The 23,131-nt window shown below is 58.9% G+C and carries 19 protein-coding genes; 15 read left to right on the top strand and 4 right to left on the bottom strand.

Translation table 11 applies throughout. From position 1 onward, the window contains the following. The first annotated feature begins 2 nt into the window (after positions 1-2). Entirely contained in the window at positions 3-1,040 is a 1,038-nt protein-coding gene (locus QVG21_RS01265) for a peptidoglycan DD-metalloendopeptidase family protein (RefSeq protein WP_251213797.1), read from the top strand. Between the two features lie 164 nt (positions 1,041-1,204). Here the strand turns inward: QVG21_RS01265 and QVG21_RS01260 are convergent, their stop codons facing one another. Continuing rightward, the gene (locus QVG21_RS01260; RefSeq protein ID WP_287921340.1) at positions 1,205-1,876 is read right to left on the bottom strand and encodes a YggS family pyridoxal phosphate-dependent enzyme; all 672 of its coding nucleotides are present in this window, start codon (positions 1,874-1,876) and stop codon (positions 1,205-1,207) included. Between the two features lie 278 nt (positions 1,877-2,154). Here QVG21_RS01260 and QVG21_RS01255 point away from each other — a divergent pair, with 278 nt between their 5' ends. The 4 genes from QVG21_RS01255 to QVG21_RS01240 all read left to right on the top strand — a co-directional run bounded on the left by QVG21_RS01255 (position 2,155) and on the right by QVG21_RS01240 (position 8,625). Beyond that, entirely contained in the window at positions 2,155-3,849 is a 1,695-nt protein-coding gene (locus QVG21_RS01255) for a C69 family dipeptidase (RefSeq protein ID WP_287921338.1), read from the top strand. 7 nt (positions 3,850-3,856) lie between these two features. Beyond that, positions 3,857-5,230: a dihydrolipoyl dehydrogenase gene (gene lpdA / locus QVG21_RS01250; protein ID WP_287921336.1), complete on the top strand. Its 1,374-nt coding sequence runs from the start codon at positions 3,857-3,859 to the stop codon at positions 5,228-5,230. Between the two features lie 191 nt (positions 5,231-5,421). Continuing rightward, positions 5,422-7,443, top strand: coding sequence for an NHL repeat-containing protein (locus tag QVG21_RS01245; RefSeq protein ID WP_287921333.1), 2,022 nt, complete (start codon positions 5,422-5,424; stop codon positions 7,441-7,443). A 15-nt stretch (positions 7,444-7,458) separates the two neighbouring features. After that, a complete protein-coding gene (locus tag QVG21_RS01240; RefSeq protein WP_287921330.1) occupies positions 7,459-8,625 on the top strand; it encodes an NHL repeat-containing protein in 1,167 nt (388 codons plus the stop codon). A gap of 66 nt (positions 8,626-8,691) precedes the next feature. On the opposite strand, the gene truA is transcribed toward QVG21_RS01240, so the two are convergent. Continuing rightward, positions 8,692-9,471, bottom strand: coding sequence for a tRNA pseudouridine(38-40) synthase TruA (gene truA, locus QVG21_RS01235; RefSeq protein ID WP_287921328.1), 780 nt, complete (start codon positions 9,469-9,471; stop codon positions 8,692-8,694). Between the two features lie 104 nt (positions 9,472-9,575). Here truA and dapB point away from each other — a divergent pair, with 104 nt between their 5' ends. The 8 genes from dapB (at position 9,576) to QVG21_RS01195 (ending at position 17,998) form a co-directional block, all read left to right on the top strand. Next, positions 9,576-10,334, top strand: coding sequence for a 4-hydroxy-tetrahydrodipicolinate reductase (gene dapB / locus QVG21_RS01230; protein ID WP_287921326.1), 759 nt, complete (start codon positions 9,576-9,578; stop codon positions 10,332-10,334). A 26-nt stretch (positions 10,335-10,360) separates the two neighbouring features. After that, complete coding sequence (gene lepB / locus QVG21_RS01225; RefSeq protein WP_287921323.1) at positions 10,361-11,713, top strand: signal peptidase I; 1,353 nt, start codon at positions 10,361-10,363, stop codon at positions 11,711-11,713. Between the two features lie 3 nt (positions 11,714-11,716). Next, positions 11,717-12,316: an IMPACT family protein gene (locus QVG21_RS01220; RefSeq protein WP_287921321.1), complete on the top strand. Its 600-nt coding sequence runs from the start codon at positions 11,717-11,719 to the stop codon at positions 12,314-12,316. Between the two features lie 102 nt (positions 12,317-12,418). Further along, positions 12,419-15,208 carry an excinuclease ABC subunit UvrA gene (gene uvrA / locus QVG21_RS01215; RefSeq protein WP_287921318.1) on the top strand — a complete coding sequence of 930 codons (2,790 nt, stop codon included), beginning with the start codon at positions 12,419-12,421 and terminating at the stop codon, positions 15,206-15,208. A 3-nt stretch (positions 15,209-15,211) separates the two neighbouring features. After that, positions 15,212-16,426, top strand: coding sequence for a M16 family metallopeptidase (locus QVG21_RS01210; protein WP_287921316.1), 1,215 nt, complete (start codon positions 15,212-15,214; stop codon positions 16,424-16,426). A gap of 1 nt (position 16,427) precedes the next feature. Further along, positions 16,428-17,021: a type 1 glutamine amidotransferase family protein gene (locus QVG21_RS01205; RefSeq protein ID WP_287921313.1), complete on the top strand. Its 594-nt coding sequence runs from the start codon at positions 16,428-16,430 to the stop codon at positions 17,019-17,021. Position 17,022: 1 nt separating this feature from the next. After that, complete coding sequence (locus QVG21_RS01200; RefSeq protein WP_287921312.1) at positions 17,023-17,670, top strand: O-methyltransferase; 648 nt, start codon at positions 17,023-17,025, stop codon at positions 17,668-17,670. Between the two features lies 1 nt (position 17,671). Continuing rightward, positions 17,672-17,998, top strand: coding sequence for a nucleotide pyrophosphohydrolase (locus QVG21_RS01195; RefSeq protein WP_287921310.1), 327 nt, complete (start codon positions 17,672-17,674; stop codon positions 17,996-17,998). Between the two features lie 59 nt (positions 17,999-18,057). Here QVG21_RS01195 and QVG21_RS01190 read toward each other — a convergent pair whose 3' ends face one another. After that, the gene (locus QVG21_RS01190; RefSeq protein ID WP_287921308.1) at positions 18,058-18,630 is read right to left on the bottom strand and encodes a hypothetical protein; all 573 of its coding nucleotides are present in this window, start codon (positions 18,628-18,630) and stop codon (positions 18,058-18,060) included. Positions 18,631-18,735: 105 nt separating this feature from the next. Next, a complete protein-coding gene (locus QVG21_RS01185) occupies positions 18,736-20,478 on the bottom strand; it encodes a phospho-sugar mutase (RefSeq protein WP_287921306.1) in 1,743 nt (580 codons plus the stop codon). A 227-nt stretch (positions 20,479-20,705) separates the two neighbouring features. Here QVG21_RS01185 and dnaA point away from each other — a divergent pair, with 227 nt between their 5' ends. Together dnaA and QVG21_RS01175 are read left to right on the top strand one after the other, a co-directional pair. Then, positions 20,706-22,115, top strand: a complete 1,410-nt coding sequence (gene dnaA / locus QVG21_RS01180; RefSeq protein ID WP_251213610.1) for a chromosomal replication initiator protein DnaA — start codon at positions 20,706-20,708, stop codon at positions 22,113-22,115. Between the two features lie 65 nt (positions 22,116-22,180). Then, entirely contained in the window at positions 22,181-23,074 is an 894-nt protein-coding gene (locus QVG21_RS01175; protein ID WP_287921303.1) for a helix-turn-helix transcriptional regulator, read from the top strand. The last annotated feature ends 57 nt before the right edge of the window (positions 23,075-23,131 follow it).

Raw genomic sequence — 23,131 nt, 5'->3', positions numbered from 1 at the left:
CCATGAAGAAATACTGCCTTACACTGACGGCCGCGCTGGCGGTACTGACGACCGCGGCGCAGGAAGAACCGCCGCGGCTTGCGGCGCTGACCCCGGCCGAAGCCGCGGCCGCCGACTCGCTGGCGACCCTGCGCCTGCGCCTGGAACCCAAACAAATACAATCGACGTTCGACACGAACGAACTGATTGTAGTGGACACGCTTCCGTCGGAAAACGACGCGCTGCTGGTAGTGCTTTACAGCAACAACACGTGGAAATACATCCGCAACCGCGAAGTGGTGAAAGACAAGACCGTCTTCGAGAAATTCTGGGACGTGCGCGACCTGTTTCCCTACTCGGACGTAGACATGTCGGCGATGCCCAACTCGGTGGTCATCGACCTGGTGGACTCGACCAAGAGCTACCACTGCCCCTACAAAGGCGGAGTACACCCGCACGGCCGATACGGCCCGCGGGGAAGACGCCAACACCAAGGAGTGGACCTGCCGCTGAAGACGGGCGACCCGATTTATGCGACGTTCTGCGGGAGGGTGCGCATGTCGACCTACAACAACGGCGGCTACGGCAATCTGGTAATCATCCGCCATGACAACGGCCTGGAAACCTACTACGGCCATCTGGCGGAGAGGCTGGTGCAGGCGAACCAATGGGTCGAAGCGGGGCAGATCATCGGACTGGGCGGCTCGACGGGCCGCTCGTCGGGACCCCATCTGCATTTCGAGACCCGCTACTACGGCCAGGCATTCGACCCGGAACGCCTGATAGACTTCAAGAACGGAATGCTGTGCCGCGAAACGTTCCTGCTGAAGAAATCGTTCTTCAACATCCACTCGAACGCGGGGCAGGACTTCGATGACGAAGAAGACACGGGCACGCCGGTGCCGGACAAGAAAGAAGCCCAATACTACCGAATCCGTCCGGGCGACACGCTGAGCGCCATAGCGGCACGCCACGGAACGACCGTGAAGACGATATGCCGGCTGAACGGCATCGAATCGCCGAGCAACATCCGCTCGGGCAAGACGATTCGGGTGAAATAAAAGACAAGGACGGGACATGGTTCCGTCCTTGTTATATATAAGGGCAGATTCTTTGCTGACGTTCAGAATGACAGAACAATTCTGCGCGGAGCCCGGCTCGCGCTTACAGCGCGACCGCCCCAGCCGGGCCCGCGAATGGCTGCTGTGGACGAGTGAAAAGATTCTTACTGCCCGGAATAATCGCGCTCGCCGAAGATGGAAGACCCGACGCGGACCATGGTGGAACCGCACTCGACGGCCAAGAGATAATCGTGGGACATACCCATCGAAAGAGTATCGAAACGGGCGCCGAAATAAGGCTGCAACAACTCGAAACAACGCTTCAACTCCGAGAAATCGCGCCGGATGACCGACCGGTCATCGGTATGGGTGGCGATACCCATAATGCCGCGGACCCGCACGTTGGGCATGGACGCGAAAGCGGCCGAATCGACGTAACGCTTCAACTCGCCCAACTCCCAACCGCTTTTGGTCTCCTCCTGCGCGACGTGGATTTCCAACAGGATGTCGATGATGCGGCCGCACTTGGCGGCTTCGCGCTGGATGGTCTCGGCGAGCCGGGCGCTGTCGACCGACTGAATCATACGCACGAACGGCGCGATGTACTTGACCTTGTTGGTCTGCAAATGGCCTATCATGTGCCACTCGATCTGCTTGGGCAGCACCTCGTACTTGGCGCACAACTCCTGCGGACGGCTCTCGCCGAAGATACGGTGCCCGGCGTCGTAGGCCTCGCGAATGGCCTCGGCGGGGTGGGTCTTGGAGACGGCGACGAGCGTCACCGATTCGGGCAATGACGCCCTGATACGCGAAAGATTGCAGGCGATTTCCAACATAAGCGAACGATTGGTCAGGTAAAAATAGGCAAAAATCGGACAAGTCGATATATACTTTACACAAAAATATTGAAACAAACCTCGGATAGGCAGCTCCTTCGCTGCGCTCAGGATGACAACCGCACGGCAACGCTCAAAATTTTTGCGGTTTTTCACGATTTGTTTTTTATATTTGCGTTAATGAAACAATGCGAAGACCGACAGCGACGAGACGGCACGCAGAAAACTGCGTCAGTACTTGCTGTGCGCTGTCTTTACAGGAAATCAATCTGCGAACCATGAAAAAACTCATCGTACTACTGGCGGCGGCCATGCTTGTGCACGGAACGGCGGATGCCTGCACCAACTTTATTGTGACGAAAGGAGCGTCGAGCGACGGCTCGGTGATGGTGTCCTATGCGGCCGACTCGCACGGCCTGTATGGCGCCCTGTACCACACGCCGGGCGGAAAACACAAGGCGGGAGCGCTGCTTCCGGTCTACGAATGGGACACGGGACGCTATCTGACCGACATACCGCAGGCGGCGGAGACGTGGTCGACGATAGGCAACATGAACGAACACTCGCTCGTCATAGCCGAAACGACCTACGGCGGACGCCCGGAACTGGCCGACCCGACGGGCCGCATGGACTACGGCTCGCTGATATACATTACGCTGCAACGGGCCAAGACGGCGCGCGAAGCGATAGGCGTCATCGCCGAACTGGCCGGCACCTACGGCTACGCGTCGTCGGGCGAATCGTTCTCGATAGCCGACCCGGACGAAGCGTGGATCATGGAACTGATAGGCAAGGGCTTCGAGGACGACGGCCGAGGAGGCAACGCCCGCAAAGGAATCGTGTGGGTGGCGCGCCGGATACCGGACGGCTATGTATCGGCCCACGCCAACCAAGCCCGCATCACGACCTTTCCGAAAGACGACCCGGAAAACTGCCTCTATGCCCCGGACGTCGTAGACTTCGCCCGCGAAATGGGCTACTACGAAGGCCCGGACGAAACCTTCAGCTTCTCGGACGCCTACGCCCCGGCCGACTTCGGAGCGCTGCGCGGCTGCGAAGCCCGCGTATGGGCCTTTTTCCGGACGGTGGCCGACGGGATGGACGCCTACACGGACTATGCGATGGGCCACAACCCGACGAACAAGATGCCGCTGTGGGTGGAACCCCGCGCGAAAATAACGCCCAAGACGGTCTTCGACTGCATGCGCGACCACTACGAAGGGACCCCGATGGACATGACGGCCGACCTGGGAGCCGGAGGGCACGGGTGTCCCTACCGCTGGCGCCCGATGTATTTCGAGGTGGACGGGGTAGAATACTGCAACGAACGTGCGACGGCGACGCAGCAGACGGGATTCTGGTTCGTGGCGCAGGCCCGGCCGAATGTACCGCGCGACATGGGCATCCTGTGGTTCGGCGTGGACGATGCGGCGACCTCGTGTCTGACCCCGATATACTGCTCGGCGACGGAAGTGCCGGAGTGCTTCGACGAACAGAACGGCTCGATGCTGGACTACTCGCCGACCTCGGCGTTCTGGCTGTTCAACCGGGTGACGAACTTTGCGTACATGCGCTATGACATGATAGCGGCCGACATCCGCAAGGCAGTGGACGCGTGGGAAAACAACAAGGCGGAAGTGCAGATACCGCTCGCGGACATGGAAGCGGCGAAACTCCCGGCCAAGAAACGCGTGCGCTATCTGACCGACTACTCGGTGAAGACGGCGCAGGAGTTGTTCGACCGCTGGTCGAAGCTGGACAAATACCTGCTGATAAAGTACATGGACGGCAACGTGAAGAGCGAACACGCCGACGTACTGGAATATCTGGACGGCCCGGGCACGGCGGCACACTTTGTGGACAACGGCAACGGCCGCGAAATCCCGGACGACATCCGGTTCCCGGGCTACAACGAAAAGTGGAAACGCGCCGTGGCGGCCGACAACGGCGTGACGCTGAAAGTAATCAAGTGACGAAACGATGAAATACGACATACTGGTGGTGGGCAGCGGCCCGGGCGGCTATGTGGCGGCGATACGCGCGGCGCAGCTGGGCAAAAGGGTAGGGCTCGTGGAACGGGCCGAAGCGGGCGGCGTATGCCTGAACTGGGGCTGCATCCCGACCAAGGCGCTGCTCAAGAGCGCGCAGATATATGCCCACTGCAAGGCGGCGGAACAATACGGCGTAGAGATAGCGGGCGAAGTACGCCCGGTGCTGGACAAGATGGTGGCCCGCTCGCGCGGAGTGGCGGAGACGATGAACAAAGGGGTGCTGTTCCTGCTGAAGAAGAACAACATAGACCTGATAACGGGATTCGGCCGCCTGACGGCCCCGGGCCACGTAGATGTGGACGGCACCGACTACGAAGCGGACCATATCGTCCTGGCGACGGGAGCCCGGCCGCGCGAAATGCCGTTCATGCCGGTGGACGGCAAACGGGTAATCACGTCGCGCGAAGCGCTGACGCTGAACGAACTGCCTGAGACGATGATTGTAGTAGGCTCGGGTGCCATAGGCAGCGAATTCGCGTGCTTCTATGCGACGCTCGGAGTGAAAGTCACCGTCGTCGAATACCTGCCGCGGATGATGCCGCTCGAAGACGAAGAAGTGTCGAAGACGATGGAACGCGCGTTCCGCAAACTGCGGGCGACGGTGCTGACCTCGACGACGGTCAAAGGAGTGAAAATCGCGGGCGACCGCTGCGAAGTGGAAATCGAAGGCAAGAAAGGCCCGGAGACGCTGACGGCGGACGTAGTGCTGTCGGCCGTGGGCGTACAAGCCAACATCGAAGGCATCGGGCTCGAAGAACTCGGAATAGCAGTCGAACGGGGCAAGGTAGCGGTGGACGAATACTACCGGACCAACGTGGCAGGCGTATATGCCATCGGCGACATAGTGAAAGGCCCGGCGCTGGCCCATGCGGCGTCGGCCGAAGCGGTCTGCTGCGTGGAAGCCATCTGCGGACTGAACCCCGCGCCGGTAGACTACGCGAACATCCCGTCGTGCATATTCACGACGCCGGAAGTGGCGTCGGTGGGGATGACGGAACAAGAAGCCGCGGAAAAGGGAATGGCGGTGAAAATCGGCCGCTTCCCGTTCACGGCCTCGGGCAAGGCGACGGCGGCGGGCGACCGCGACGGCTTTGTGAAACTGCTGTTCGACGCAGACGACAAACTCGTAGGCGCCCACATGGTAGGGGCGAACGTGACGGAGATGCTGGCGGAACCGACGCTGGCCCGGACCCTGGGCGCGACGGCCGAAGCCATTGTCCGCACGGTACACGCCCATCCGACGCTGAACGAAGGAGTGGCCGAAGCGGCGGAAGCGGCGCTGGGCCACGCGATACACCTATAAATGGCATATCCGTATCTTTGGCTTCGCCGAAGATACTCACGCTCGGCAAAAAGCAAGCTCGCTTGCTTTTGCCCTCGCTTATTCGTATCTTTGCGGCGTTTTGACCGAAAACCGTTTTTTGAACAATCGAAAACAACAAGAACGATGAAGAAATTTTTCGCCCTAAACCTCGGGGGGGGCTGATTGTCAGCTTGTTACTACTGTACGGATGTACGACTGAGACCATCGGAAGCGACCCGACGGAACAATTTCCCGACGGACTTCCGATCCGCCTGTCGACGGCCGACTACAACAATCTGAACACCTACTACATGCTGAACGACGATGAACCGTCGGAAGTATTCTTCAACACGAGCGAACGCTGGTTCTACACCGACCAACCGCTCCAAGTGACCGTCGATGACGATCTGCAATTCCAACTGAAATTTTACAGCCCGCGTGCACTGCCGAACGTGACGGTCTGGGCCACGATGGAAGGATACGACGAAGCGTTCAAGCTGTTCGTATTCGAGAAAGTCATGCCGTTCCACCTGTTCCAGATGCAGCTGCCCTTTGCGACGGAAGACATAACGGCGACGACGCGGAGCGGCAAACTGATTCAAATCATGGCCAATCCGCACCTCTCGAAAGAGAACATCACGCTGGAAATCGAATGCGACGCCCCCTACTGGAAGACGCTTCAGGCAATCAAGTGCCACTGGCACATCCGCTTCGGCCGCTACAATCCCAACCAGACCAGCTGGGCCTATCCGCTGCATGCCTGCCATGCCCGCGAAGGTGTGGCGATGGCGCTGAACATGACCTACATGTACTCCAGCCCTGAATTCGCCGCCGAACTCAACGCCTGGGGCCCGCTTCACTCGAACAACGACAAAAACCTTGTCAACAAAGAAACCGTACTCAAACAAGCAATCAGCCACCGGGGTCTGGTCTTCGGCTACACCACCGGAGTGATGGGGCTTGGCGGCGGCGAGACGTTCGGCATGCACGAATCGGTCTATTTCGAGCAATATCCGGACGATTCGAGCATCACGGAGACGATGTTCCACGAATACGCCCACTGCCTGGGCTACGGCCATGAAGGCAACATGACCTACGAACAAACGGGGCCGGGCTGGACGTCGCTGTGCGGCAAGGTGTACGAAGAACTGGCGCTGGCCAAGAAACTGCCCGTCTACTCGCGCCGCTTCCTGCACAGCCGCCGCTCCAAGACCGCCTATCTGCCCGGCGGCGGATACTACCGGCCGTCGAAATACGTAATCGAAGACCCCGAACTCGACGAAATGGACGGCGGTCTGGCCCGCGGCAACGACTTCCTGGATACGGACTGGGGCGAGACGGAGGACGCACCCGCACTCTCGTTCAGACTTGACTACAACGACGCAGGCGTAGGAGAACGGAACTACATGCCGCGCAGCGTCTATGTATACGGCGACAAGATGTACGTGACGAACGACATCCGTGCCGCGAACTTCACGTGGGACGTATACGACCTGTCGACGGGAAAACCCGTGCACGAGAAGCAGTTCACCAAATGGACGCTTCCGAACGGCAACGAACAGACCATCGGAACGCCGGCCGACATCATCCGCACACACGACAAAATCTACCTGGCGGGAAGCCACAACACGCTTTTCATATTCGACGCCGAAACCTACGAATGCACCGCCACGCTGGGGCTGGGATTCGACGCCGTAGGCCTGGCCGCGACCAACGGCACGCTCTACGCATACCGGGGCATTGTGCGGGCTTTCCCGGAACACGACCTTGCCCACGGCGCCATAGCGTCGAGCGACAACCTGGGAGCGCACAGCAGCAACACCATGACCGCCGACTACGCAGGCAACGTCTACGCAGTCGACTACTACGCGAAAAGGCTGGTTCGGATGAACCCCGAACACATGATGGCCTGCAAACTGACCGCGGGCAAGGAACTGGCCTTCGACTACAGCCCGACGGGTGCGGCATGGAGCTCCGACGGCCGTCTGTTCGTCTCGTTCGACGGGAAGCAGACGGAGCAGAAATTCTGCGAAGTGGACCCCGAAACCGGAAAGGTCATCAAGGACTTCACGACCATCGGCGACATCACGCTAAACAACCCGGCCAAGTGTCTGATCCGCCGCAACACGCTTTTCATCATCGACCGTGTGGGCGGGCTGTGCCTCTATGCCATCCCGCTGAGCCAACTGGGCGGCGAAGAGACCAACAACTAAAAAACGGCAAAGAACATGAAACGCATACTTATATATATACTGCTGCTTGCATGCGCCGCAACGACCGTGCGGTGCACCGAACAAACGGCCGCTCCCGAATGGAGCTCCGAACTGGAGGAGATGACCTACACCAGCTACTGGTACTACACCTACGAAGCGGTGGAGACGCTCGGCCATGAAGCGATGGGACTGGCGGCGACCGCCGACTTCAACCCCTATACGGTAGCCGAACGCGGCGACACGCTGTTCGTAGCCAACAGCGCAGCGGCCGGAAACAGCCTGATTCTCTACTCGAAGAAAGACAAGCGGCCGCTCGGAACCATCAGCACCTGGACGGTCAACGACGCGGAAAAGAACTTCACGAGCAAAATCAACGCGATAACGGTGACGGACGAACGGGTCTATGTAGCCGAACAAGAATCGCTTATCCATGTATTCTCGCTGCCCGGCATGGAATACTGCTCCTGCATCGGCAACGGCAACTGGAGCGGACCGGTGTTCCAGGCGCAGGCGATGACCGTGAAAGACGGACTGATTTTCGCCCGCGACAAGAACGGCAAAGTCAGCGTCTACAAGGAATCGGACGTCACGCCGGAAAACTACCAGAAAATCAACCGCTACAAACAAACGGGACCCGGTGAGGGCAGCTCGGGGAACAATGGTTTCGCGGCCCACTACATGGAAGCCGACGAAGAAGGACACATCCTGCTGACGGCCTACGAAGCGCAGTCGATCCGGGTGCTGGACCCCTCGCTCATCAACGACGATTTCACGAACGGCACCAATATCGACGTCAACGAACTGACCTGGGCCCTGGCGTTCAAACCCAAAACGTTCGCGACGAGCCCGGAACGCATGTACGCCACGGGCAGCAACGACGCCATCAACGTTTATGACTACGCACAGAAAGAGTGGGTCAAGACGCTCAAGAGCATCAAAGGATTCGCATTCGGCCGCCCGGAACGCATCTGCAAAGGCAGCGACGGCACGTTCTGGATTTCGGATATCACCAAAAACACACTGGTGCGGATGGGAGTTTTCAAAGGCGAAATCCGCGAATACGAACCCATCAACAAAAACGTGGTCAAAGTCAGAACGGCGCTGACGCGCAGTGGCAAGGACGACGCGGAATTCTATGTCGACCTGCGGACCCACGAAATCATCGACCCGGAGGAAGAATAACCCACGGGGCACACAAAGAGAAAGGCGGAAGCACGAGCTTCTGCCTTTTTTATGTCCGCTGGGAGGCTATCGGAACGGATGTTTCGCGGCGCACACCCTTGAAAAAACCTCGGGAGGGTAGCGGACGTCGCTGAGGAACAACCCCTGCGCGGGAGCCCCGGCACTCGACCGCGAGAGGTCGCGGCTTTCGACGATGGCCCGGAACCCGTGGGGCGAATAACGCCCGCGGCCGACGTCGACCAACGTCCCGACGATGGCGCGGACCATGTTGCGGAGGAACCGGTCGGCACGAATCGTAAAACACAACACGCCGCTGTCGTCGACCGTCCATGCGGCGTGCATGATACGGCAACGGTTGGTCTTGTTGTTGGAATTGAGCTTGGCGAACGAAGTGAAATCGTCGAATTCCGCCAGCATGGCCGCCGCTTCGTTCATGCGACCGACATCGAGCGGCACGTAGTATTGCCACGAGAGGTGCCGCGTAAAGGGATTCTTGTGCGGCTCGATGAAATAACGATACTCCCGCTCGCGGGCGTCGAAACGGGCGTGGGCGCCGTCGGCGACGGGCGTGAGCGAATCGGCCGCAATGTCGCCCGGCAACATGAAATTGAGCTTGCGGAGCAACTGCTGCGGCTCGGCGACGGGCTGCGAAACGTCGAAGTGCGCCACATAATAAGAAGCGTTGACGCCCGTGTCGGTGCGCCCGGCCCCGGTCACCTCGACGGGCTCGCGCAGCAGGGTAGCGAGCGCCTGCTCCAAGGTCTGCTGGACGGTGGGCATGGCTGGCTGCCGCTGCCAACCGAAGTAAGCACCGCCGTTGTAACGGAGTTCGAGGAAATAACGCATGGTCGAAGTATCTACAACGAAGTAAAGATACGAATAAAACCGGGTTTGCAAACCCGATATTCGGAGAAAAATTCGTAATTTTGTCAGAATAATTACGCGCAGGCATGAAAGCAGCAATCATAGGCTACGGCAAAATGGGCCGCGAAATCGAACAGATACTCAAGGAACGCGGTCACGAAACGGCCCTTATCATCGACACGGACAACGCGGCGGAACTGGATGCGGCGCATCTGGCGGAGACAGACGTGGCGATAGAATTCACCACGCCGCAGACGGCCTACGACAACATCCGCACCTGCCTGGAAGCGGGCACGGCCGTGGTGAGCGGCACGACGGGCTGGACCGACCGCCTGCCGGAACTGCAAGCCCTCTGCCGCGAACGGGGCGGCGCGATGTTCTACGCCTCGAACTACTGCCTGGGCGTTAACCTGCTGTTCCGCCTGAACCGCGAACTGGCGGCGATGATCGAACGACTGCATGCGGCCTACGACGTGCGGATAGAAGAGATCCACCACACGCAGAAGAAAGACGCCCCGAGCGGCACGGCCATCACGCTGGCCGAAGGGGTTATCGGAAATCTGACGACGAAACGAACGTGGGTGAACTACGCCCCCGGCATCGAATGTGCAGCCAACCGCACGGAAGACCCGGCCGCGGCGGCACCGGAACAACTTGTCATCAGCTCGGTACGCGAAGGGACGGTACCAGGCACGCACACGGTGAGCTACGAATCGGAAGATGACGTGCTGGAACTGCGCCACACCATCAAGAACCGCCGCACGCTGGCCCTCGGAGCCGTTGTGGCGGCCGAATTCCTGTGCGGCCGCACAGGCGTTTTCGGCATGGAGGACCTGATGCAATAAAACTGCGCGCAACGCGTTGGAACGATATGGAAAAACTCAGAAAGATACTACGCAACAAATGGGTGGGCTTCGGGCTCACGGCCACGCTCTACGTACTTTGGTTCGTGGTGTGGACGGGCAACCTCTGGCTGCTGCTGGGGCTGCCGCTGATCTACGACTTCTACATATCGCGGCTGTTCTACCGCCATGTGTGGAGCCGCAACGCGAAGCTGTGCGAACGGAGCAAACTCTACAAGACGGCCTACGAATGGGTGAACGCCGTGATTTTCGCCACGATTGTGGCGACGCTGGTACACCTGTTCGTATTCCAGATGTACGTGATTCCCACCTCGTCGATGGAACGCTCGCTGCTGGTGGGCGACTACCTCTACGTGAGCAAGGTGACCTACGGACCGCAGATGCCCAACACGCCGCTGTCGTTCCCGTTCGTACACCACACGATGCCGTTCTCGCAAACCAAGAAATCGTTTTCCGAAGCGATCCGCTGGGACTATCACCGGCTCAAGGGACTGCGCAAGATAAAACGCAACGACGTAGTAGTCTTCAACTTCCCGGCGGGCGACACGGTACTGCTTGAAAACCAAGCGGTAACCTACTACGACGTACTGCGCAGCTACGAAGCGTCGTTCGGCAAGGAAGAGGGACGACGCAAACTCAACGACGCCTACACGGTCATCAGCCGCCCGGTGGACAAACGCGAAAACTACATCAAACGCTGCGTGGCCATCCCGGGCGACACGCTGGCAGTACGCAACGGCGACGTATGGGTGAACGGCGAACCGCAGGAAAAGGTGCCGGGCACCCAACACCAATATCTCGTACAGACGACCTCGCCGCTGACGCCCTATGCCATCGAACGTCTCGGCATCCGCGAATATTCGGGCAACCGGGTGGGCTACGACATGTTCCTGACCGAAGAGACGGCCGAGAAACTCCGCAACATGGACAACGTGACGATGGTACGCCGCTACATCTGTCCGCCCAACAACGACGTATTCCCGCAATGGGAAACCCCGCGCTGGAGCCAGGACAACTACGGCCCGATATGGATACCGCAGAAAGGAACGACGGTGGCGCTGACGACGAAGAACCTGCCGCTCTATCGCCGCATCATCGAAGTCTACGAAGGCCACACGCTGGAAGTGGACGGAGAGACGATACGCATAGACGGCGCCCCGGCGACGGAATACACCTTCGGAATGGACTACTACTGGATGATGGGCGACAACCGCCACAACTCGGCCGACTCGCGATTCTGGGGCTTCGTACCCGAAGACCACATCGTGGGCAAGGCCTCGTTCGTATGGCTGTCGCTGGAAGCGAACAAATCGTTCCCGGCGAACATCCGCTGGCGGCGGCTTTTCCGAAAAGTGAGGTAGGAAGTGGCCGAAGACACCTATCTGACCCTCGAAGCGGCGGCCGAAGCGGCGTCGCGCGAACGGAGCAGCAAATTCCTGGCCTACGCATACCCGGTACGGACCGAAGAAGAAATCCGCGAACACCTGGACGCCCTGCGCAAACGCCATTTCGATGCGACCCACCACTGCTATGCGTGGCGGCTGGGACCGCGGGGCGAACGCTACCGGACCAACGATGACGGCGAACCCTCGGGCACGGCGGGAAAACCGATACTGGGACAACTGCTGTCGGCCGAAGTGACGGACTGCCTGATAGTAGTGGTGCGCTATTTCGGGAGCACGAAACTGGGGGTGCCGGGACTGATAGCCGCCTACCGCGAAGCGGCGGCCGAAGCGCTTGCAGCGGCGACGGTGGTGGAACGCACGGTAGACCGCGAAATCCGGGTGGACTTCCCCTACATGGCGATGAACGACGTCATGCGCGCAATCAAGGAATGCCGACCGACCATACGTGCCCAACGCTTCGACAACCTCTGCACGATGGAACTGACGATCCGCGAAAGCCGGGCCGAAGAACTGGAAGAACGGCTGAAGAAAGCGGGAGGAAGCATTGCTGAGAATTAAGAATTAAGAATTAAAAATTCCGCGGCCTGAAAAGCCCGGCCCGGCGGCGAAAAACGAATTAACCTTACCGAAGCGGCACGAACACGCCCAGCAACGCGACCGATGAAACACGAAAACTGCATATATATAAAAGGAGCCCGGGTCCACAACCTGAAGAACATCGACGTCGAAATACCGCACGACAAACTGGTGGTGGTGACGGGACTTTCGGGCTCGGGAAAATCGACGCTGGCTTTCGACACGATATTCGCCGAGGGACAACGCCGCTATGTGGAGAGCCTTTCGGCCTACGCGCGGCAATTCCTGGGCAAGGTGGGCAAACCCGACGTAGACTTGATAACGGGCATCGCCCCGGCCATTGCCATCGAACAGAAAGTCAACACGCGCAACCCCCGCTCGACGGTCGGGACGACGACCGAAATCTACGACTATCTGAAACTGCTGTTCGCCCGCATCGGCCGCACCTACTCGCCCGTATCGGGGCAGGAAGTGCGCTGCTACAGCGTGGACGACGTGGCGGCCCGCATTCTTGCCGAAAAGGAGGGGAGCCGAATCATCATAGCGGCACCCATCCGGCTGGCGGCGGGGCAGGGGCTCATCGAGAAGATGACGCTGCTGCTCTCGGACGGCCTGATGCGCGTGCGGACCGGGGGCGAAACGCGACTGATCGAAGAAGTACTGCCCACCATAGGACCCGACACGAAAGCCGAAGCATTCGAGGTCGTCATAGACCGCCTGCGGCTGACGGCCGACGACGACACGGCGACCCGGGTCCGCGATTCGGTGGCCCGCGCATTCTCCTACGGCAACGGCATCTGCATAGTGGCGGGCGAAAACGGCGAGGAAAGCTACTCGTCGCGCTTCGAGGCCGACGGCATCGAATTCGAGCCGCCGACCGAACACCTGTTCAGCTTCAACAACCCGCTGGGAGCCTGCCCCCGCTGCGAAGGCTACGGCAAGGTGGTGGGCATCGACGAAGATCTCGTCATTCCGGACAAGAGCAAGACCGTCTACGAAGACGCCATCGCCTGCTGGCGCGGCGAGACGATGCGCCGCTGGAAAGAAAAACTGGTGGAGAACGCCGCGAAGTTCGGATTCCCGATTCACACGCCGTTCCATGCGCTGACGCCTGAACAGAAACGCCTGCTGTGGCGCGGCAACGAATATTTCCACGGACTGGACGAATTTTTCGACTACATAGATTCCGAACGGCGGAAAATCCAGTTCCGGGTGATGAAAGCCCGCTACACGGGCAAGACCCTCTGTCCGGAATGCGGGGGCTCGCGCCTGCGCAAGGAAGCGCTCTATGTACGGGTCGGAGGACGCAACATAGCGGAACTGGTGAAGATGCCTGTGGACGAACTGACAGCGTTCTTCGGGGCGCTGGAACTCGACAGCCACGACGAAAAGACGGCGTCCCGCATCCTTGTGGAAATCCGCAACCGCCTGCAATACCTTGCCGACGTAGGGCTGGGCTACCTGACGCTGGACCGCCTGTCGTCGACCCTCTCGGGCGGCGAAAGCCAGCGCATCAACCTCTCGACCTCGCTGGGCAGCAACCTGACGGGCTCGCTCTACATCCTGGACGAACCCTCGATAGGCCTGCACCCGCGCGACACGAACCGCCTTATCAAAGTACTGAAACAACTGCGCGACCTGGGCAACACGGTCATCGTGGTGGAACACGAAGAAGAAGTCATCCGTGCGGCCGACTGGATTGTGGACATCGGCCCGCGGGCAGGCTACAACGGCGGCGAAGTGGTCTTCAGCGGCACGCTGCCGCAACTGCTCAAGGACGAAAAGAGCCTGACGGCCGACTATCTGACAGGCCGCCGGACCATCGCCCCGCCGCCGGCAGTCCGCGGCTGGAGCCGCTCGATAACGATCAAGGGAGCCCGCGAAAACAACCTGCGAAACATCGACGTCCGCATCCCGCTGGGCGTGATGACCTGCATCACGGGAGTGAGCGGCAGCGGCAAATCGTCGCTGGCGAAAGGAATCCTCTACCCGGCGCTGCGGCGCCTGCTGTTCGACACGGGAGCCAAACCGGGCGACTTCGACGGGCTGGAAGGCGACACGGGCCTGCTGCGTACGGTGGAGATGGTGGACCAGAACCCCATCGGCCGCTCGTCGCGCTCGAACCCGGTGACCTACATCAAGGCCTACGACGAAATACGCAAGCTCTATGCGGACCAACCCTACTCGAAACACAACTCGCTGAGCCCGGCCCACTTCTCGTTCAACACGGCGGGCGGGCGCTGCGAAGAATGCCAGGGCGAGGGGGTCATCAAGGTGTCGATGCAATTCATGGCCGACGTGGAACTGCTGTGCGAAGCCTGCGGCGGCCGCCGCTTCCGCGACGAAGTGCTGGAAGTAAAATACCGCGGCAAAGCGATCTGCGACGTGCTGGAAATGACCGTGGACGAAGCGATTGCGTTCTTTGGCGAAGACGACAAGAACGCGACCTGCCGCCGCATAGTGGAACGCCTGCAACCCTTGCAGGACGTAGGACTGGGCTACGTCAAACTGGGGCAGTCGTCGTCGACCCTTTCGGGCGGCGAAAGCCAACGGGTGAAACTGGCGTCGTTCCTGACCAAGGAACAGAGCGGCGGAAACATCATGTTCATCTTCGACGAACCGACCACGGGGCTCCACTTCCACGACATCTCGAAACTGCTGGCGGCGTTCAACGCCCTGATAACCAAAGGACACACGATTGTGGTGGTGGAACACAACATGGACGTCATCAAATGCGCCGACTGGGTGGTGGACCTGGGACCCGAAGCGGGAACGGCGGGCGGACGGCTGGTATTCGAGGGCACGCCCCGCGACCTGGAACGCTGCACGGAGAGCCGCACGGGCGAATACCTGCGCCTGCGCACCAAACTGTAAGAAATGGAGTTCTACACCTACACGCTGCCCAACGGCATCCGCGGAATCCACCGGCAGGTACGGAGCACGGTGGCCCACTGCGCGCTGGTCATCGGAGCGGGCAGCCGCGACGAACACCCCGGCCAATACGGACTGGCCCATCTGACCGAACACGCCTTTTTCAAGGGCACCGAACGCCGCCGGGCCTGGCAGGTCAACTGCCGGCTGGAAAACCTGGGCGGCGAACTGAACGCCTTCACGACCAAGGAAGAGACGACCATACACGCCACGACGCTGCGGGGCGACTTTGCGAAAGCGGCCGAACTGATTGCCGACATCGCGTTCCGCTCGACCTTTCCGGAGCGCGAAATCGAACGCGAAAAGGAAGTCATCGCCGACGAAATCAACACCTACAAGGATTCGCCTGCGGAGATGCTCTACGACACGTTCGAGGATATGCTGTTCGAGGGGTCGGAACTGGGCCACAACATACTGGGCCGCAAGGCGGCGCTGATGCGCTACGACGGCGCCGCGATCCGTGCGTTCACGGCCCGGACCCACACGACCGACCGGATGGTCTTCTCGTCGATAGGCAACTTCTCGCCCAAGACAGCCGAAGCGACGGCCCTGCGCTACTTCGGCGAACAGGCGGCCACGACGCGCGGATTCGAGAGGGCGGCGCCCCCGGCGGTAAAACCGTTCGAGAAGACGGTGACCAAACACACCCACCAGACCCACTGCATCATCGGCAACCGGGCCTGCGGCATCGAAGAGACGAAACGCCTGCCGCTGGCGCTGCTGGTCAATGTGCTGGGCGGCCCGTCGGCGAACTCGCTGCTGAACGTGGAAGTACGCGAAAAACACGGCCTGTCGTACAACATCGAAGCGAACTACATACCCTACGGCGACAGCGGCCTGGTGGCCATCTACTTCAGCTCGGAACACACCAACGAAGCGCAGTGCGCCGAACTGGTCGAACGCCAGCTGCGACGCCTGCGGACCACGCCGCTGACGGGGCGCCAACTCTCGATGGCCAAGAAACAATTCATCGCCCAACTGGCCATTTCGGGCGAGAGCAACGAAAACTACATGCTGAGCGCGGGCAAGAGCCTGCTGACGCACGACGAAATAGACACGATGGAAGAAGTCTACGCCAAAATCGGCGCCCTGACCGCGGCGCAACTGACCGAAGCGGCCGAAGAAGTCTTCACGAAGATGTCCAGACTAACCTACAAATAAGATGAAAGAAATCGTTATCGTACTGCTCGACCGGTTCGCCGACTGGGAAGCGGCGTTCCTGGCCCCGGCGCTGCGCGGGGGCGTGATGCCGGGACACCCGGGATACTGCGAAGTGAAATACATGACACCCGACGGCGGCCCGGCGACCTCGCTGGGCGGACTGCGCATGACGCCGGACTATGCGGCGGACCGACTGCCTGCGCAGTGCGCCGGAGTGGTGCTGGCGGGCGGCATGGACTGGGACAAGCCCGAAGCCGAAAAGATTGCAGGGATAGTGGAGGAAGCGCGCCGTCGCGGCCTGCCGGTCGGAGCAATCTGCAATGCAGTCTCGTTCCTGGCGGCCCACGGCTTTCTGAACGAAGTGCGCCACACGGGCAACACGGTGGAGATGCTGCAAAAATGGGGCGGCGACCGCTACACGGGAGCGGCCCGCTACGAAGAACGGCAAGCCGTGCGCGACGGCGGCATGGTGACGGCCAACGGCACGGGCTACCTGGAATTCTCGCGCGAATACCTGCTGGCCTTGGGCGCCGACGAACCGGAAGCCATCGCGGCATGGTACGAATTCAGCAAACACGGCATATACAAGCAATAGGATGGACGCGCTGGAACGCTATATCCACGACCACACCGAACCCGAAGAAGAACTGCTGCGGGAACTGGACCGCGAAACGCACCAACGGATGATTGCGCCGCGGATGCTGTCGGGGCACGTGCAGGGACGGCTCTTAGAGATGATTGTACGGATAGTCCGGCCGCAGCGCGTGCTGGAAATCGGGACTTTCACGGGCTACTCGGCGCTCTCGATGGCGGCGGGGCTGGAAGCGGATGCGCGGCTCGACACGGTGGAAGTGGACGACGAACTGGAAGAGATGGCCCAAAGCTACTTCGACCGCTCGCCCCACGGCGCGAAAATCCGCCTGCACATCGGCTCGGCGCTGGAGATAGCACCGACGCTGAGCGGACCGTTCGACCTGGCGTTCATCGACGGCGACAAACGCGAATACCCGGACTACTACCGGATGCTGATGGGCGACGGTGGCGGCAAAGCGCTGGTACACAGCGGAACGATACTGGTAGCCGACAACATACTATGGTCGGGCAAAGTGGCGGAACCCATCGCCCGCAACGACCGTCACACGCAAGCGCTGGTGGCATTCAACCGCATGATAGTGGAAGACCCGCGGGTGGAAAACGTCATTGTACCGATCCGCGACGGACTGAACTTGATAAGGGTGAAATAATATGGAAATCAAGGAACTGCAAGAGAGGGTAGACGCGTGGATCAAGGAATACGGGGTCCGCTACTTCTCGGAACTGACCAACATGGCGTGTCTGACGGAAGAAGTGGGGGAGCTGGCGCGCGTAATGGCCCGCCGCTACGGCGACCAGTCGTTCAAGGCGGGCGAAAACACCGACCCGGCCGACGAAATGGCCGACGTGCTGTGGGTGCTGGTGTGCCTGGCGAACCAGACGGGAGTGGACCTCACGGCCGCCCTGGAAGCCAACTTCGCCAAGAAAACCGCCCGCGACAAAGACCGCCACAAGGCGAACGGGAAACTGACGAAATAACAATACAACTGAAAGCCCGTAGAGGAAAATCCTCTACGGACTTTCAGCATGTCTTCATACTAAATATCATCCAAAGATGCCTGTTCTGATTCCATATCATCCAAGGCATTGTTTACCTTATCCGAATACAATAGCATAATTTGATTCTCCGCCATTTTCAGTGCAATAGTACCGTTTTTTAATTGCCAAGCAGTTAGATAATTACACTTATCAACACGCAAAGCCGTCATTTCATACCCGTCTCCTTCGTAATACGGCCTTTCAAAACGATGATTGTCAATCTGAGGGATACCATATTTCTTTTCATACAATTTCTTATACCTATTATACTCAGATTTGATACTACTCCAAGTATTATATTTTTCATCAAACAATACTCCGACACCCGATACAATCTTAGATTGAGGAGTAACTGTCAAAACTATCAGACAATCCTTATCCGTAAATTTGCCTTTCAGAACTATAGAGCCATCATCTGATGTTTGAATATCATATCCCTGCCTTACGAGTTCATCGGCAAAATCGCTTGCTGCTCCCGTAATAGGAATACCTTTGAATGGCAAATGTTCTCCTTGCGAATAAGCAAAACCGGCATAAATAACTGCGGCCAATAATAGTAAAATTTTTTTCATAATTTATTGGGTTGGTGATTTAACAAATATACGGAAAATATCGGAATAATACAACAAAAAGCACCCTCCGATGGGAGGGTGCCGTACAAACGATAGAGATGAGGACTATTCCAACTTGAGGTCCTTTTTGATACCCTCGATTTTAGCGTCGAGCTGCTCCAAGGTGGCATCGAAATCGGCGACGGAAGCCAAGGGAGCCTTGACGCCGAAGTAGAACTTGATTTTAGGCTCGGTACCGGAAGGACGGACGGAGACGATAGTACCGTCCTCGGTGAACCACTGGAGAACGTTGCTCTTGTCCTGCTCGATAGGGGTCTTGGCACCCGTGCGGACGTCGGTCTGCTCCAAAGAAAGGAAGTCATTGATTTTAACGACGGGCGAACCGAGAATCGTACGGGGCGGGGTAGTGCGGAAATCGACCATCATCTTCTGGATGAGCTCGGCACCCTCCTTACCCTTGCGAACGACCGAAACAAGCCCCTCGCGATAGAAACCGTACTTGACGTAGAGCTCCTGCAACCACTCGTAGAGCGTGAGGCCCATGGTATCCATGGCCCAGGCGGCAGCCTCGGCCGCGAGCGAACAAGCCGACACGGCGTCCTTGTCGCGCACGTAATCGCCTGCGAGGTAACCGAACGACTCCTCGCCGCCGCCGATATACTTGGCCTTGCCCTCGTTCTCGCGGATGATCTTGGCGATGTACTTGAACCCGGTGAGACAATCGTAGCACTTGACGCCGAAACGGTCGGCGACGGCGTTAGCCATGAGCGAAGTGACGATAGTCTTGACGACATACTGGTTGCCGTCGAGCTTGCCCAACTCGGCCCAACGGGTAAGCTGGTAACTCATCAACAACACCAAGGTCTGATTGCCGTTCAAGAGAACGTATTCACCCTTCTTGTTGCGCAGAGCGACGCCGATACGGTCGGAATCGGGGTCGGTGGCGAGCACGAGGTCGGCACCCTCGCGGGCGGCGAGGTCGATGGCCATCGACATGGTTTTGCGCTCCTCGGGGTTGGGCGACTCGACGGTGGGGAAATTACCGTCGATGACGGACTGCTCCTTGACCATGATGACGTTGGAGAACCCGAACTTCTTGAGAGAAGCGGGCACGAGACGCACGCCGGCGCCGTGCATGGGGGAGTAGACGATCTTCATGTCGTGGTGCTTGCGGACGGCCTCGGGCGAGAGGGACAACTCGTGCACCTTATTAAGATAGATCTCGTCGAACTTCTCGTCGAGGATGGTGATGTTGCCGGGATTCTTACCGGTGAGAATCATATCGACGTCGGTAATCTTGGCGACCTCGGCGATGATGTTCTTGTCGTGGGGCGCGGTGACCTGCGAACCGTCGGTCCAATAAGCCTTGTAACCGTTGTACTCCTTGGGATTGTGCGACGCGGTGACGACGACGCCCGAATGGCACTTCAACTCGCGGATGGCGAAACTCAACTCGGGCGTAGGACGCAGGGCGTCGAAGAGGAAGACATCGAAACCGTTGGACGCGAAGATGTCGGCGACGCGCTCGGCGAACATGCGCGAATTGTTGCGGCTGTCGTGGCCGATGGCGACGCGGATACGCTCGCCCGCGAAATTCTTCTTGAGATAATTGGCCAGGCCCTGCGTAGCGGCGCCGACGGTATAGACGTTCATGCGGTTGGAACCCACGCCCATGATGCCGCGCAGACCGCCCGTACCGAACTCGAGGTCCTTGTAGAAACTCTCGATGAGCTCCTTCATGTCGTTGTCCAACAAGTACTTGACCTGCTTCTTGGTCGCCTCGTCGTAATGCCCGTCGAGCCAAGCCTGCGCCTTGCTGCGCACCAATTGTTCTACATCGTTTGCCATAAGATTCATTAGTTTTATTTATAATTAAAAATCGAACCGTACCAAAAAATTTATATGCAAATATAACGAATAAAATTCGATTATTCAATATCAGCGAGTTAAAATTTCGGGGCCGGAAACCGTTGCGTTTCTATATATAAAAAAAGATTATTTGCAACCGATTTCGGAAGATTTTTCTGCGAATTTATTCACAACTTTGTCGCATCAAAAACAGTGCAACCCCCGTCATGCTCAACAACCCGCAGACATATAGCGACATGTGGCAGAACTGCCTGGACCGCATCAAGGCCCAGACTACGGCCGAAGAGTTCCGGAAATGGTTCCAGCCCATCGTACCGCTCGAATTCGACGGCACGACCCTGCGCCTGCGGGTACCCAACGAGAGCTACGTGCATCAGATCGAAAAGAACTACATCCCGTTTCTGAAGCCCATCATCTCGCAGCTCTACGGTCAGCAAACGCGGCTGCACTATGCCGTACCGCGTGCGACGGCGCCTGTGAGCGTAGCGGCCGACGCCGACACGACGAACATCGCGCGCTTCAACACGCAGACCAACACGGCAAATATAAAAAATCCTTTTGTAATTCCGGGTCTCAAGAAGATCATCATCGACCCGCAGCTCAACCCGGGTCTGACGTTCGGCTCCTTCATCGAGGGCGAATGCAACCGGCTGGCGCGCTCGGCGGGCATGTCGGTGGCGGTCAATCCGGGCAACACGCCGTTCAACCCCCTATATATATATGGTGATTCGGGGCTGGGCAAAACCCACGTCGCCCAAGCCATCGGCCACGAAGTACGGCAGCGGCACCCCGAACTGCAAGTGCTCTACGTGTCGATGAACAAGTTCCAGGCGCAGTTCCAGACGGCCTACAAAAACGGCGAAATCCCCGACTTCATCCATTTCTACCAGATGATCGACGTGCTGATTATCGACGACATCCAGGAACTGACGGGCAAGACGGGCACACAGAACGCGTTCTTCAACATCTTCAACCACCTGCAACTGGCCGGAAAGCAGCTCGTGCTGACCTCGGACAAACCGCCCGTGGAGCTGAAGGACATCGAACAGCGCCTGCTGACCCGCTTCAAATGGGGGCTGTCGGCGCAGATCGCCACGCCGGACTACGAAACGAAACTGAAGATCATTCACGCCAAGGCCCGGCACCTCGGTGCGGAGATTTCGGACGAAGTGGCGGCCTACCTGGCGGACAACATTTCGGCCAACGTCCGCGAAATCGAAGGCGCGCTGTCGTCGCTGGTGGCCAACGCCTCGTTCCTCGGCCGCAAGATTACGACCACGCTGGCCAAGGAAATACTGAAGGTCTATGTGAAACTCTATCAGAAAGAGATCACCATCGACCATATCATCGACGTGGTGTGCAAGCACCAGAACCTCGACTTCGCCCGGTTCAACTCCTCGGAGCGCACCCGCGAAATCGCACAGGCCCGGCAGATTGCCATGTACTTGGCCAAACAGCACACCAAGGCGCCGCTGACGACCATCGGCTCGGCCATTGGCGGCCGCAACCACGCCACGGTACTCCATTCGTGCAAGGCGGTGGCGAACCTGATGGAAACCGACAAGAATTTCCGTCTCCAAGTCGAGGAAATCGAAAAGAAAGTATTGGCGCACTAACGGCCAGAAAGAAAATCCATAAAGCCGCGACAAATTGTGCCGCGGCTTTTTCGTACCTTAGCGTCATGGACCAACCCAAACTCGAACGCCTGCTGCGGCTGATGAAACTGCTGACGGCCAACACGACCTACAACGTCGACCAACTGGCCGAGAGGCTCTCGATGTCGCGCCGCACGGTCTACCGCTACATCGACACCTTCCGCGAAGCGGGGTTCGTAATCAAGAAGACGGGCGACTGCATCCGTCTGGACAAGGAATCGCCCCATTTCCGCGACATCTCGCAACTGGTCCACTTCACCGAAGAAGAAGCCGTCATACTGAAAAACGCCATCGAAAATATCGACGACACGAACCTGCTGAAACAGAATCTGAAACGCAAGCTCTACTCGGTCTACAACAACAAGACGCTGGCCGACACGGTGGTACGCGGCAAGAACGCCCCGAACATCCGCAACCTGATAGAAGCCATCGAAGAACGGCGGCAGGCGACCCTGCACGGCTACCAATCGGCCCACGGCGGCGAAGTACGCGACCGCAGGGTAGAACCGTTCGCTTTCACGACGAACTACGTACAGGTGTGGTGCTACGACCCGGAAGACGGCGCGAACAAACTGTTCAAGACCTCGCGCATAGGCTCGGTGACGCTGGGCGACGAATGGCAGCACACCGCAGCCCACCGCGAGGGCTTCATCGACGCATTCCGCCTGCATGGCGAACGCCGCTGCCGCGTACAACTCGAACTGGGCATGCTGGCCTACAACCTGCTGTGCGAGGAATACCCGCTGGCCGAACGCGACGTCCGGCCGCTGGGGGAGGGCCGCTGGCTGCTGGACACCGAAGTGGCAGGCATGGCAGGCGTCGGCCGCTTTGTAGTGGGGCTGCTCGACGACATCCGGATTGTCGAGGGGCCGGAACTGACGGACTACCTGCATCGGTATCTTAGTACCAACATGCTCTGAAACAACACCTTTCAACGTATTCGGCCAGTCAGTCGCTTCGCAGACGGGCCGATTTTC

Source organism: Alistipes sp. UBA6068 (genome assembly GCF_949428155.1).
Taxonomy (GTDB): domain Bacteria; phylum Bacteroidota; class Bacteroidia; order Bacteroidales; family Rikenellaceae; genus Alistipes; species Alistipes muris.
Note: the sequence above shows the minus strand (reverse complement) of the source record. Positions and strands in the feature narration are given on the sequence as shown.